This window comes from Streptomyces sp. NPDC002206 (assembly GCF_053593595.1).
In genome coordinates this window covers 106036-119740 of record NZ_JBSFCW010000003.1, presented here as the reverse complement: position 1 = coordinate 119740, position 13705 = coordinate 106036, and the positions used below count along the sequence as shown (strand labels likewise).

Genomic DNA, 13705 nt, shown 5'->3' with positions numbered 1-13705 from the left:
TCAGCGCATCCGGCCCAGGGCGTCCTTCAGCCGCCGCGCATCGCGCAGCCGTTGCTCGTACGTCGCCCCGACCACCAGCAGTAGCAGACCGGCCAGCGCGGGCGGCAGCCAGCGCGGCAGTGCACCCACGACCTGGATCACATACGGCGCCAGTTCGTGCAGCGCATCCATGGCCAGCACCGCACCACCGATCAGCAGCAGCGCCTGCAGCCGCAGCCGCGCCCCGGCCAGCGTGATCACCAAAGCCGCGACGCCGAGCAGCAGCGGCCGCACCCACGACGGGTCGACCCAGGCCGCGAAGAGGCTCGGCACCAGCGTCGCCGCCAGGCCCGCCCCGTACGCGGTCCACGAGGACGCCGCCGGATCACGGCGCCTCCGCAGCACACCGACCACCAGCGCGGGCACCGTCACCGGCAGGGTGTACACCTCCGGGGCCGACACATCCGAAGCCGACAGCCGCACCCAGGTCGCCAGGACGAACAGGACCACCGCCAGATACCCGGCCGCCGGCCGCCGCTCCGCACGCACGGCCGTGCCCGCCGCCAGCACCCCGCACAGCGCGAGGACCAGAGCCAGGAACGGCGCATCCGGTACGGCCATCGCGACCGCCACCGCACCGGCGACGGCGCCGGTCAGCTCGACCGGCAACGCCGACGGCCCGCCCCGCAGCCGCGCCCCGAGCAGGACCGTCACGGTGGGGACGACCAGCATGAGCGGCGCGGCCCGGTACGTCGCCAGCTCCAGCGACGCCCCCACCGCACCGGCAAGCACCATCGCGCACACCACGGCCGCACACGCCGGCACCGCCTGCATCAGCCGGTTCACCCGTGCCGCCGTCGCCGCATCGGCACGCATCCCCACCGCCGCCGCCCCGAACAGCACCAGCAGCGCCCCGAACACTCCATAGGTGGCGGGCTCCGCGGCCAGCGAAAGCGCCCCCGCGCTCACCGCTCCGACCACGGCGCACACCAGCGCGGCCGCCGTCACAGAGTCCGCGCCGCGGCGCACCCCCCGTACCGTCACGGCGAGGAGCGCAGCGACCAGCACCGACTGCATAGCCACCGCCACCGAGTACGGAGCGTCCAGCGCAACCGGCAGCACCAGCAGCCCCGCCCAGCCGAGCAGCAGCGCACTCGCACCCGCCGCACCTCGCCACGCCGCACCGGGGGAGACCACCGCCCCGGCTGTTCGCACACACCACGTCCACCATCGGTACGCCACCCCCGTCAGACCGGCCGCCACCAACAGCATCACCGGGGCCGTGGAGAGCTGCGACCACTCCATCCCCTCCAGCCCCAGTGCACCGCGAGCGCGGCCCTCCGGCGCACCCGACCACACCGCCGTCAGCCGCGAAACCGGACCCATCAGCGTCATCCCGACCGCAGGCGCCGCGGACAGCACCGACCCCGCGACCACCACCCCCGACGCACACAGCACGCCCTGCCCTGCCGGTCGCGGCAGCGGAGCCCGTACAGCGGCCAGCAGCACCAGACCGCACAGCAGATACACCGGAACCGACCAGTCCTCAGTCGCCCCCGCACGCAGCACACCGCCCACCCCGGCCACCACGGCGAGCCCGGCCAGCAGCCCACCGGCCACCGCGAACTCCTTCGGCGCCCGCCACACCCCGAACAGCGCGACCGCCGCCCCCGCCAGCAGCAGCGCCCCGGGCGCCACCGCCGCCGCCGGCGCACCGGCCGTCACCGACAGCACCAGAGCCACCAGCAGCCCGGCCGACCCCGTCGGACAACCACCGACGGCCGCGGTCGCCCGCACCGCAACACCCTTGCCCCACAGGGCGATCGCACAGTCCAGCGCCGCCGTCAGCAGCAGCGCCCCACCGAAGACCGACGCCTGCGCACCCACCGCCCAGGCCCACAGCACCAGCGTGAACTGCACGCTCACCACGGCCATCGGCAGCGGCAGACGCAGCTTGCCGAGCGCCAGACCGTAGGCCGCCCACAGAACGGCCAGCACCGCCGAAGCGGCCGAGGCGAACCCGAGACCGCCGGTGTCCGGCGCCGCCACCCGGTGCAGCGAATAGGCATCCAGTACCATCAGTACCAGTGCGAGCGCGCCCAGCGACTCGGCCGTGGACGACAACCCGCGGCGCAGCAGCACGGCGGGCGCGGCCAGCGCCGCGACCGTCACCAGAGCGAGCACCGCCGAGCGGCCGCCGATCCCCATCTGACCCCAGCTGACCAGGGTGAATGCGATCGCCGCGATCGTCAGCAGCAGACCGCCCAGGGTCAGCAGCACGTTCTGCGCACTGCGCGGCGGCACGGGGGCCGCCGAGGGGAACGAGGGCGCGAACGGGGCCGGGGCCGGCCGTCCGGGCGGTGCTGCGGGAGGCGTGGCCGGCGGCTGCAGAACACTCAGCAGCCAGGCACGACGGGTCAGCAGTTGCATCCGGCGGGCGTCCAGCCGGGCCAGTTCACGGTCGAGGAGCGCCAATTCCTCGGCGGGCGGCGGCACATGTTCCATGAGCGGAGTGTGGCGCGGCCCACAGGGTCGGACATGCGCTCGGATACTCAGCCGGGGGACTGAGTACGCGCAGACTGGGATCCATGGACTGGAGCCGCTACCGTTTTGTGAGTATCTGGGACGTATCCGCCCCACCCGCTGTCGTGTACGGAGTCCTCGAACGCGCCGAGGAGTACCCGCGATGGTGGCCGCAGATCCGTGAGGCCGCCACCGTCGACGACGCCACCGGAACCATGCGGATCCGCTCCTTCCTCCCGTACGACCTCGTCATGACCGTCCGAGAGAGCCGCCGCGACCCGGCGGCCGGAGTGCTCGAAGTGACCCTCGACGGCGACCTCGACGGCTGGGCCCGCTGGACCGTCACCGCACACGGCACCGGCACCCGCGCCACGTACGAGCAGGAGGTCGAGGTGCGCCGGACGATGATGCGGCTGCTCGCGGTGCCGGGACGTGCGGTGTTCCGGGCGAACCACGCGCTGATGATGCGGGCCGGACGCCGAGGGCTGGTGGCCCGTCTTGAAGGAGTTTGAACCACACCCGCCGAGCCCTGTATGGTTCAGTGCGTTCCCGGGCGATTAGCTCAGTGGGAGAGCGCTTCGTTCACACCGAAGAGGTCACTGGTTCGAAACCAGTATCGCCCACCACGGGAGAGGCCGGTCCGTCAGCGTCATCGACGGACCGGCCTCTGCATGTCCGGACCACGATCACGGGACCGGCTTCCGCAGGCCCGCGATCATGCCGCCGCCGGCAGTTCCGGACGCAGTGGCCAGGCCGGGTCCACCGCCTCCGGCGTACCGCTCTTCGCGAACCACGCCTGCAGCCCGCGCGCCTGCGCCGCATGCCACACCGCCTGCATCGCATGCAGCTCCGAGGGGGACAACCGCTCCAGACGCGACGAGAAGCGTCGCCCCACGGCCCGCACCAGTTCCAACGATGCCGCCGCATCGGCCGCCGCATCATGGGCGCCGTCCAGCACCACCTCGTACTGCGCACAGAGATCGGTGAGCGTGCGCCGGCCCTTGCGGTAGCGGTCCAGATGCTTGTCGAGGACCCGTGGATCCAGCACGCACAGCGGCGTGTTCTCCAGGTACCCGGCCAGCGACGACGCCCGGTGCCGCTTCAGCTCCCGGTCCAGCAGCGTCAGATCGAACGGCGCGTTCATCACGACGAGAGGCCGCCCGGCCGCGCACTGCTCGGCGAGCGCCCGGGCTATCTCTTCCACCACCGGCGCCGGCCACCGGCCGTTGCGCTGAAGGTGATCGTCGGTCAGACCGTGGATCTCGGTGGCCCCCACGGGCACCGGCACCCCCGGATTCACCAGCCAGCGGGTCACGCGCATGCGCCCGCCCGCCGTGTCCTGGACGACCAGGGCCGCCGAAACGATGCGGTCCTCCTCGACGTCCACTCCTGTTGTCTCGGTGTCAAAAGCGGCCAGTGGCCCTTCATACCAGTGAGTCATCCCCGAACTCCTCGTGCCCGACCGGCAGATGGCGTGATTCCCCTGCCCGATTCGGTGATACCCGGGCCCTTTGCCTGATACGCCGTTTGCGGACCGCTCCGTGCGGTGACAACACAGGTGACGGGCGCGGACGTTGCCCCGAGGACTCACCAACCGAACAAACCGAACGGCACAGCCCGGAAGGCATACGGAGCCATGGCGCTCGCGCAGCCCGAATCAGGGGGCCCCTCCCGTGCCGAAGGCTACGGGGGAGGGCTGTTGCCCCAGCAGATCGCTCCGCTGCGCGGCACACTCGCCACCACCGCCTGCATGGAGACCCTCCAGGTGGGCTACTTGCACGCGGTCGCGGCCGCGGCGGGGTGCTCCCTGTCGCAGCCCTTCCCCGACAACGGCATCGACTGGCATGTCAGCCACGGCGCCCCCGGTCACCTCGTCGACGACGAGGTGACCATAAAGGTGCAGCTGAAATGCACCTATCAGATACCACCGCACCCGTCCGGACCGACGTTCGCCTTCACGCTGGACAACGCCCACCTCGTGAAGCTGGCCCGTACGCCCGTGTCGGTGCACAAGATCCTGGTCGTGATGGTGGTGCCCCGAAGCCAGGACGACTGGCTCCGGGCCGGACACGACCGACTCGACCTGCGGCACTGCTGCTACTGGACCAACCTGGCCGGCCATGCGGTGACAGGCCGGCACAGGACCACTGTGCGGATCCCGACCACGCGCATATTCGACGACCGCGCGCTCTGCGAGATCATGACGCGGGTCGGGGCGGGAGGGAGACCCTGATGCACCGGCCGATGGACGAGCCCGTCGACGCAGCGATGCCGTCGGGCACGCGACCACACCCCAGCGAGACGGTGGGCCACTGGCCCACCGTGCCGCCGCCCCTCGGGGACATCCCCGATCCCGCTCGCGTCGACCCCGCGGTCCTCGGCGCCCTGCTGGACCGGCACGGCTGGCGTCGCCGCGGCGGCTCGGCCGGACGGTACAGCCGCTGGACCCCGCCGGGAACCGTGGCACCCTCCGGTGGCGGTACGAGCCTGCTCGTACCCGACACCACGGCCTTCCCCGACAGCGAGGACCTCCTCGCCGAGGCACTCACCGCGCTCGCCCGGAGCGCCGCACCCTCAGCCCGTGACGTCCTGGTCTCCCTCGCCGTGCCCAGCGACGAGATCCGCTGGTGGCGCGACGTCCCCGACGGTGCGGTCGGGGCCGCGGGCGCCGCCGGAGCGGCCAGCTGGAGCGGCGCCGAACAGCTGCGCGCCGCGGCCCGGCAGATCCTTCTCGCCGGGGCGCTCGCCGTGCGGGGGCGCACCGGCTTCCACGGCGCACGCCACCGTCGCCGGGCCCTCGCCGCGCTCGAAGGCATCCTCGTCGGACCCGCACCGGGTGGCCGCGACCTCACCGCGTATCTCCCCGTCGAACCGGGCCGCGCCGTCTCCGTACGGCTCTACCACGCCCTGCACGCCACCCGCGAGGCCGTCGACTTCCAGCGCGCCACCGGGGGCATGGAAGCCTTCGACGGCGCTGTCGAGGCCGGTGTCAGCCGGGAGCTGACCCAGGCCGTCATCGCCCTGGTCCGCGGCTCGGAGGGGACGAGGATCTCCCTCGCCTGGGCACCCGCCGCAGGGACCCCCGAAGGCTGCCCGGCCCGTCCCGAACCGGTCGAGTTCTCACCCGGCGACCTGCCCGCCCTGCGGCTGGCCGGCGCCCGCTACATCGAGGACGAACCCGCCGTCAACGTACGGATCACCGGGGCCGTCGTCCGGATGCGCCGCTCGGGGCCGCGCGGCGCCGGAGTCGTACGGCTGCGGGTCCTGGCGGGCGCCGAGGTTCCGCACGTACGGCTGGAGCTCGACGAGGAGGCGTACCGGATCGCCGGCCACGCCCATCTCGTCGGGCTGCCGATCCGGGTGGAGGGACGGCTGGAGAGCCGGGACGGCTTCCGGCGGCTGACCCGGGCCTCGCAGGTGGTGCCCGTACAGGTCGACGAGGCGGAACGGGACCGGCTGATGAAGTCGCTCCAGGAGAATCTCGACTTCTTCGAGGAGGCCTGCACAGGCGAATAGGCGCACCGAGCCGGGCAGGCGTGCGGCCGGAGCCGACCCTTTCGCTAAGGGGGCCATCGGCTCGGTACGATTCGTCTTGCGTGCGCAGTGGAACAGGGCGCGCACCCCCCTTCAGTCAGGAGAGACCGGTGTCAGACGTCCGTGTGATCATCCAACGCGATTCCGAGCGGGAAGAGCGCGTGGTGACGACGGGCACTACGGCTGCCGAGCTCTTCCCCGGCGAGCGCACCGTCGTTGCCGCCCGGGTCGCCGGTGAGCTGAAGGACCTCGCGTACGTCATCGCCGACGGCGAGGTCGTCGAGCCCGTCGAGATCTCCTCGGAGGACGGCCTGAACATCCTCCGGCACTCCACCGCGCACGTCATGGCGCAGGCCGTGCAGGAGCTCTTCCCCGAGGCCAAGCTCGGCATCGGCCCGCCGGTGAAGGACGGCTTCTACTACGACTTCGACGTCGAGAAGCCGTTCACGCCCGAGGACCTCAAGGCCATCGAGAAGAAGATGCAGGAGATCCAGAAGCGGGGACAGCGGTTCTCCCGCCGGGTCGTCACCGACGAGGCCGCCCGCGAGGAGCTGGCCGACGAGCCGTACAAACTGGAGCTCATCGGTATCAAGGGTGCCGCCTCCACGGACGACGGCGCGGATGTCGAGGTGGGCGGCGGCGAGCTGACCATCTACGACAACCTGGACGCCAAGACCGGTGACCTGTGCTGGAAGGACCTCTGCCGCGGTCCGCACCTGCCGACCACCCGGAACATCCCGGCGTTCAAGCTGATGCGGAACGCCGCGGCGTACTGGCGGGGCAGCGAGAAGAACCCGATGCTCCAGCGCATCTACGGCACGGCCTGGCCCACCAAGGACGAGCTCAAGGCGCACCTGGAGTTCCTGGAGGAGGCCGCCAAGCGCGACCACCGCAAGCTCGGCAACGAGCTGGACCTCTTCTCCTTCCCCGACGAGATCGGCCCCGGCCTCGCCGTCTTCCACCCCAAGGGCGGCATCGTCCGCCGGGCCATGGAGGACTACTCGCGCAAGCGGCACGAGGAGGAGGGCTACGAGTTCGTCTACTCGCCGCACGCCACCAAGGGCAAGCTCTTCGAGAAGTCCGGCCACCTGGACTGGTACGCCGAAGGCATGTACCCGCCCATGCAGCTCGACGACGGGGTGGACTACTACCTCAAGCCGATGAACTGCCCCATGCACAACCTGATCTTCGACGCGCGCGGCCGCTCCTACCGTGAACTTCCGCTGCGTCTCTTCGAGTTCGGCACGGTGTACCGCTACGAGAAGTCGGGTGTGGTGCACGGGCTGACCCGTTCGCGCGGCTTCACGCAGGACGACGCGCACATCTACTGCACCAAGGAGCAGATGGCGGAGGAGCTCGACAAGACGCTCACCTTCGTCCTGAACCTGCTGCGCGACTACGGTCTGACCGACTTCTACCTGGAGCTCTCCACCAAGGACCCGGAGAAGTTCGTCGGCTCGGACGAGATCTGGGAAGAGGCCACCGAGACGCTGCGTCAGGTGGCCGAGAAGCAGGGCCTGCCCCTGGTCCCCGACCCGGGCGGCGCCGCGTTCTACGGCCCGAAGATCTCGGTCCAGTGCAAGGACGCCATCGGCCGCACCTGGCAGATGTCGACCGTGCAGCTCGACTTCAACCTGCCGGAGCGCTTCGACCTGGAGTACACCGGCCCCGACGGGACCAAGCAGCGCCCGGTCATGATCCACCGCGCCCTGTTCGGCTCCATCGAGCGGTTCTTCGCCGTGCTGCTGGAGCACTACGCGGGTGCGTTCCCGGTGTGGCTGGCCCCGGTCCAGGCGGTCGGCATCCCGATCGGTGACGCGCACATCCCGTACCTCCAGGAGTTCGCGGCGGCGGCCAGGAAGAAGGGGCTGCGGGTCGAGGTGGACGCCTCGTCCGACCGCATGCAGAAGAAGATCCGCAACCAGCAGAAGGCCAAGGTGCCCTTCATGATCATCGCGGGCGACGAGGACATGGCCAACGGCGCCGTCTCCTTCCGCTACCGCGACGGATCGCAGGAGAACGGCATCCCGGTCGACGAGGCCATCGCCAAGATCCAGAAGGCCGTCGAGGACCGCGTCCAGGTCTGACCGGCCGAGAGGGGCTCCAGGGGTCCACGCAGCGCTAGCCGCTCTGCGTGGGCCCCTTCTCGTCCTCCCGGCTGAACACCTGCACCAGCCACGACGAGAACGAACCCGTCACTGCCCCCAGCAGCGCCAGACCGCAGACCATCAGCCCGGCCGCGACGGTCCGGCCGCCCGCCGTGACCGGGACCGCGTCGCCGTACCCCACGGTGGTGAGCGTCTCGCACGCCCACCACACCGCGTCGCCGAACGTACGGATCGTGGCGCCCGGAGCATCGTGCTCCTGGTGGTACACGGCCAGCGCGGCCGAGAATCCGAGCAGCAGGGCGGTCATACCGGCGTAGGCGATCACCCGGGCGTACAGACTCAGCCGTGGCTGCTCCCTTCGCCGCTGGAGGGCCGTGTAGAGCCGGATCAGCCGCAGTGGCCGCAGCAGTGGAAGCACCAGCACCACCGTGTCCAGCCAGTGGGTGCGCAGGAACCGCAGGCCCTGGCCGCTGAGCCGGATCCGTACGACGTAGTCCACGGCGAAGAACAGCCAGGTGCAACAGACCAGGATCAGGGCGATGCCGTGCCAGGGCTGGGCGTCGTGCGGGGCGAGGACCCGGCCCGCGTACCCGATGAGGAAGACCAGCGACGCGACGAAGAGCGGTACTTCCGTGCGCTGCTCCCAGCGACTGAACCGCAGAGGGGTGGAGTCCGTGGGCTGGTCGCTCATCGCCTCAGCATCGCCGTCCGCCGACCGGTGCGGCCCCGGCGACACGCGCGGCGGGAGTGAAGCAATATGCTGATCGGCATGACGACTGAGCCGGAGCAGCAGATCGGAGTGGGAACGCCCGACGCGTTCCAGCGCCTGTGGACGCCTCACCGGATGGCGTACATCCAGGGTGAGAACAAGCCGACCGGCCCGGAGGCCGGCGACGGCTGTCCGTTCTGTGCGATCCCGGCGAAGTCGGACGAGGACGGACTCGTCGTGGCGCGCGGCGAGAAGGTCTACGCCGTGCTCAATCTGTATCCGTACAACGGCGGCCACCTCATGGTGGTGCCGTACCGGCATGTCGCCGACTACACGGAGCTGGACGGTCCGGAGACGCTTGAGCTGGCCGACTTCACCAAGCGCGCGATGTCGGCGCTGCGGGCGGCCTCGGGGGCGCACGGCTTCAACATCGGGATGAACCAGGGAGCGGTGGCGGGCGCGGGCATCGCCGCCCATCTGCATCAGCACCTGGTGCCGCGCTGGGGTGGCGACACGAACTTCATGCCGGTGGTGGGTCATACGAAGGTGCTGCCGCAGCTGCTGGCCGACACCCGGAAGATGCTGGCCGACGCCTGGCCCGCGGCCTGAGTCGAGCGGCACCCGTGTGGGGTGTCCCGGACCACTCCGGGGCACCCCACACGCGTACCCGCCGCACCTCTATGCGTCGTACACGTCAGCCTTCTTCGGCGTCGGATCCTGCACGAAGCCGCTGAGAATCATGGAACGGTTGTCGAAGCGCTCCGTGTCGACGCCGTTCTCGTCGAGGACGCGGAGCGCCGCGGTGTGCACGGCCCGCAGGACGGGGGTCGCGGCGCGGATCGCGTCGTCCGCCATGAAGCGGTGGCGCCACGGCTTCTCGGCCCAGGCGTGGCGCAGGCCGAACGGCTCCGGGAGAGTGATCTTGCCGCCCAGGTAGTCGAGCAGCGGCGGGTACCAGGTGAAGGGGGCACGCAGGGCCAGGCGGACGACCTCCTTGGGCTCCACCAGCGGGAGCATGACCTTGCGGGTCTCCCAGAACCTGACCGTCTTGTTGACCGTCTTCTCCTTGGTTTTCGGCTTGCTCGTGAAGAGCGAATGGACGGGACCCAGGGCGTGCCCGGTGACCTCGATCCGCAGCGTTTCGTGGAGCACCGTGACAGTGATCATCATGGTGATCACCAGCTGGCCGTCCCAGAGGGTGAACTGGACGCCCAGGTAGTGCCGGTCGCCGCTGCCGAACTGCTGGTGGTTGCAGATCCGCTGTATCTCGTGCGGCTTGATCTGGAAGGTGGCGACGTCCTCGCCGTCCGGGCGGGAGACCTCGTCGGCGTTCTCGCCGACGGGCGAGACGACCCAGTGAGTGACCGACGGCGTGGGGAAGCCGCCGGTGTGCAGCGGGCCGCGTTCCAGCATCTTGAGCTGGTCGTGGATGACGCGAATGAGGTCCCAGCTGCGGAACCGGTGGAATTCCTTGCCGGGATCCTTGGAGACGAGCTCCTCGGCGAGCTGCCAGCTGCCCCAGCGGGTTCCCATGCCGAGGATGCCCTTGGGGCCGGCGTAGAAGACGGAGTTGGACTGCTGCTCGGCCGCCAGCTTCTCCAGGCCCTGGCGGAGCGCCTCGCGGGCGGTCTCGTTCGGGTTCTTCGGTACGGCCTCGGGGATCTTGGCAATGACACCGCCGCCGGAGAGCAGCCCTTCCCAGCGGGCGCGCATGTCCTTGGCGGAGGTTTCGGCGATCCGCTTGGCGATCAGCCAGCCGATGACGGGGGCGACGATCATGGCGCGCAGGTACAGCGCGAGGAGTCCGGTGGCCGGCAGTTTGATCAGGAAGAACAGGGCCGCGATGCCGATGAGGGGGAGCAGAGCGATGCCGAGGGCGCTGAGGGCCTTGTCCTTGGTGGCGCCCAGGCCGTCACGGAGGCGGAACGCAAGCACCCACAGGAGCAGTCCGGGCAGGAAGAGGAAGCCGAAGACCACGGTGACCAGGGTCAGTTTGGTGTCCCTGGCCTTGCGGAGCCGGGTCGCGGACAGGCAGTGCTCGACGACGGTCTGCGGGTCGGTGCCGAAGGATTGGATGAGGGCCTTGCGGGCGCCGCCCAGCATTCGTTCCTGCACGGCGCGGGAGAAGGCCTCGCCGAGGTTGGGGGCGAAGTATTTGCTCTTGAAGAGCTTGGACCGGCCCTCTTCGATCTTGGACTTGTGCCACTCGCTGTTGGCCTTGAGGATGTCGTCCACCGGGCTGTCGCGGTATGCGGCGGAGGCCAGGGCGTTCGTCGCCACCGCCTGTCCGGCCGCCCCCTGGAGCGGGATCTGCGCTCCGGGAGAGAAATCGAATCCGTCGTTGGCCACTGTCGCCCCCACTTGCCGCCAAGGATCTGCTCCTGCGGCTGTTTTCCCAACTGCCGTGCCCGGCACACCTTCTGAGCTGGGACCACAGCGTATCGTCCGGATCAACGCGCTGCCCGCCCTTGTGGACAAGGGCGGGCAGCGGTGCCAACTATGTACCGTTCGAGGTGCTTTCCTGCTCTTCGCGGATGCGGTCCGCGAGCTGTGGGGGCATCGGTTCGTGCCGGGCGTACGACCGGTCGAAGCGGCCGGTGCCGTGTGACAGCGAGCGCAGGTCGATTGCGTACCGGCCGATCTCCAGCTCCGGCACTTCGGCCCGCACGAGGGTGCGTCCCGGCCCCGACTGCTCGGTGCCGACCACCCGCCCGCGCCGCCCCGAAAGATCGCTCATCACCGGCCCCACATAGTCGTCGGGGATCAGGACCTGGACCTCGGAGACGGGTTCGAGGAGCTGGATACGGGTGTCCGCGGCCGCCTCCCGCAGCGCCAGTGCGCCTGCCGCCTGGAACGCGGCGTCGGACGAGTCCACGGAGTGCGCCTTCCCGTCCCGCAGGGTGATCCGGACGTCGACCAGGGGATGGCCGGCCGCCACTCCGCGGGCTGCCTGGGCGCGTACGCCCTTCTCCACGGACGGGATGAACTGGCGCGGTACCGCCCCACCGACCACCTTGTCGACGAATTCGATGCCCGAACCGGGGGGCAGCGGCTCCACGTCGATCTCGCAGATGGCGTACTGGCCGTGGCCTCCGGACTGCTTGACGTGCCGGCCGCGGCCGGTCGACGGGCCGGCGAACGTCTCGCGCAGGGGCACCCGGTGCGGTACGGAGTCGACCTGAACCCCGTACCGGGTGCGCAGCCGGTCCAGGGCCACGTCCTGATGGGCTTCGCCGAGGCACCACAGGACCACCTGATGCGTGTCCTGGTTCTGTTCGAGGCGCATGGTCGGGTCCTCGGCGACGAGCCGTGCGAGCCCCTGGGAGAGCTTGTCCTCGTCCGCCTTGCTGTGCGCCTCGATGGCGAGCGGCAGCAGCGGATCGGGCATGGTCCAGGGCTCCATCAGCAGCGGATCGTCCGTGGCCGAGAGGGTGTCCCCGGTCTCGGCGCTGCCCAGTTTGGCGACGCAGGCCAGATCCCCGGCGATGCAGCTGGTCAGGGCGCGCTGCTGCTTGCCGAACGGGGCGGAGAGCGCGCCGACCCGGACCTCCGCGTCATGGAAGGGACGGGGTTCGTGGCCTGGGTCGGTGAGGCCGTGGCCGAGGACATGGACGGTTTCGTCGGGGCGCAGGGTGCCGGAGAAGACGCGGACGAGCGAGACGCGTCCGACATACGGGTCGGAGGCCGTCTTGACCACCTCGGCGACCAGCGGTCCTTCGGGGTCGCAGGCCGGGGCGGGGCGCAGGGCGCCCTGCGGGGTCGTGACGGCGGGCAGCGGGCGCTCCAGCGGGGTCGGGAAGCCGCCCGTGATCAGGTCGAGTAGTTCGACGGTGCCGATGCCCTGGCGGGCGCCGTCGGTGGCGGGTGCCGCGGTGAGGACGGGGTGGAAGGTGCCGCGGGCGACGGCGCGCTCCAAGTCGTCGATGAGGCTCTTGATGTCGATGTCCTCGCCGCCGAGGTAGCGGTCCATCAGGGTCTCGTCCTCGCTCTCGGCGATGATCCCTTCGATCAGCCGGCTGCGGGCGTCCTGGAGCGGTGTCTGCTGCTCGTCGGCGGGCGGGGTCGCCTTCCGCTCGCCGCTGGAGTAGTCGAAGATCCGCTGCGAGAGGAGTCCGGTGAGTCCGGTCAGCGGGGCGTGCCCGTCCGGGCCCTCGGCGCCGAGCACCGGGAGATAGAGCGGCAGTACGGCGTCGGGGTCGTCGCCGCCGAAGATCTCTCCGCAGACCCGGGTCATCCCGTCGAAGGAGGTGCGCGCGGTGTCGAGGTGGGTGACGACGATCGCGCGCGGCATGCCGACGGCGGCGCACTCCTCCCACACGGCGCGGGTGGTGCCCACCACGGCGTCGGCCTCCTGCGCCGCCGAGACAACGAAGAGGGCCGCGTCCGCTGCCCGCAGACCGGCCCTGAGTTCCCCGACGAAGTCGGCGTATCCGGGGGTGTCCAACAAATTGATCTTGTACCCGCCCCATTCGACGGGGACCACGGAGAGCTGTACGGAGCGTTGCTGGCGGTGTTCGATCTCGTCGTAGTCGGAGATCGTCCCGCCGTCTTCGACCCGGCCGGCCCGGTTGACCGCTCCGGCGGTCTGTGCGAGGGCTTCGACGAGGGTGGTCTTGCCTGAACCGCTGTGGCCGACCAGCACCACATTCCGTATGGAGGAGGGCCGGTCGGCCGTTGCTGCTCTGCCGGCGGCCCCGGTGTGTGCGTGTGCCTTGTCGCCCATGATGTGCCTCCCGGTGGAGTGCGCTGTGCGGGGAGCTTGCCTGGCGCGTTGAGGGGAGATGAGGGGCGCGGGCCCGAGGAGCCGCCGCGGCGGCTTCGGCGACGCCCGCGGTAATTCGAGCTTTCCACT

General features: G+C 70.6%; 10 protein-coding genes and 1 tRNA gene. 6 read left to right on the top strand and 5 right to left on the bottom strand.

The genetic code is table 11. The features are described 5' to 3' along the window. Positions 1 to 2484, bottom strand: a complete 2484-nt coding sequence (locus ACWCP8_RS08630) for an SCO7613 C-terminal domain-containing membrane protein (RefSeq protein WP_451114990.1) — start codon at positions 2482 to 2484, stop codon at positions 1 to 3. Between the two features lie 83 nt (positions 2485 to 2567). Here ACWCP8_RS08630 and ACWCP8_RS08625 point away from each other — a divergent pair, with 83 nt between their 5' ends. Both ACWCP8_RS08625 and ACWCP8_RS08620 read left to right on the top strand, forming a co-directional pair. Beyond that, positions 2568 to 3014 (top strand): SRPBCC family protein, encoded by a 447-nt coding sequence (locus tag ACWCP8_RS08625; RefSeq protein ID WP_352266146.1) that lies wholly within the window; start codon positions 2568 to 2570, stop codon positions 3012 to 3014. Between the two features lie 39 nt (positions 3015 to 3053). Further along, a tRNA-Val gene (locus tag ACWCP8_RS08620) sits at positions 3054 to 3128 on the top strand. An 89-nt stretch (positions 3129 to 3217) separates the two neighbouring features. Here ACWCP8_RS08620 and ACWCP8_RS08615 read toward each other — a convergent pair. After that, the gene (locus ACWCP8_RS08615) at positions 3218 to 3943 is read right to left on the bottom strand and encodes a 3'-5' exonuclease (protein WP_352266147.1); all 726 of its coding nucleotides are present in this window, start codon (positions 3941 to 3943) and stop codon (positions 3218 to 3220) included. 195 nt (positions 3944 to 4138) lie between these two features. Here ACWCP8_RS08615 and ACWCP8_RS08610 point away from each other — a divergent pair, with 195 nt between their 5' ends. From ACWCP8_RS08610 to thrS, 3 genes are all read left to right on the top strand, one after another. Continuing rightward, a complete protein-coding gene (locus tag ACWCP8_RS08610) occupies positions 4139 to 4735 on the top strand; it encodes a DUF4365 domain-containing protein (protein WP_030918773.1) in 597 nt (198 codons plus the stop codon). Beyond that, the gene (locus ACWCP8_RS08605; protein WP_352266148.1) at positions 4735 to 6018 is read left to right on the top strand and encodes a hypothetical protein; all 1284 of its coding nucleotides are present in this window, start codon (positions 4735 to 4737) and stop codon (positions 6016 to 6018) included. Before ACWCP8_RS08610 ends, ACWCP8_RS08605 begins: the two co-directional genes overlap by 1 nt. A gap of 128 nt (positions 6019 to 6146) precedes the next feature. Next, positions 6147 to 8123, top strand: a complete 1977-nt coding sequence (thrS, locus tag ACWCP8_RS08600; RefSeq protein ID WP_352266149.1) for a threonine--tRNA ligase — start codon at positions 6147 to 6149, stop codon at positions 8121 to 8123. A gap of 34 nt (positions 8124 to 8157) precedes the next feature. Here the strand turns inward: thrS and ACWCP8_RS08595 are convergent, their stop codons facing one another. Beyond that, positions 8158 to 8835, bottom strand: a complete 678-nt coding sequence (locus ACWCP8_RS08595) for a potassium channel family protein (RefSeq protein ID WP_352266150.1) — start codon at positions 8833 to 8835, stop codon at positions 8158 to 8160. A 66-nt stretch (positions 8836 to 8901) separates the two neighbouring features. Between ACWCP8_RS08595 and ACWCP8_RS08590 the strand changes: the two genes are divergently transcribed. Then, on the top strand, positions 8902 to 9462 hold the full coding sequence (locus tag ACWCP8_RS08590; RefSeq protein ID WP_326602544.1) for an HIT family protein: 561 nt from the start codon (positions 8902 to 8904) through the stop codon (positions 9460 to 9462). 69 nt (positions 9463 to 9531) lie between these two features. On the opposite strand, the gene ACWCP8_RS08585 is transcribed toward ACWCP8_RS08590, so the two are convergent. After that, entirely contained in the window at positions 9532 to 11202 is a 1671-nt protein-coding gene (locus tag ACWCP8_RS08585; protein WP_451114986.1) for a hypothetical protein, read from the bottom strand. A 148-nt stretch (positions 11203 to 11350) separates the two neighbouring features. Next, complete coding sequence (locus ACWCP8_RS08580; protein ID WP_352266152.1) at positions 11351 to 13576, bottom strand: elongation factor G-like protein EF-G2; 2226 nt, start codon at positions 13574 to 13576, stop codon at positions 11351 to 11353. Positions 13577 to 13705 lie beyond the last annotated feature (129 nt).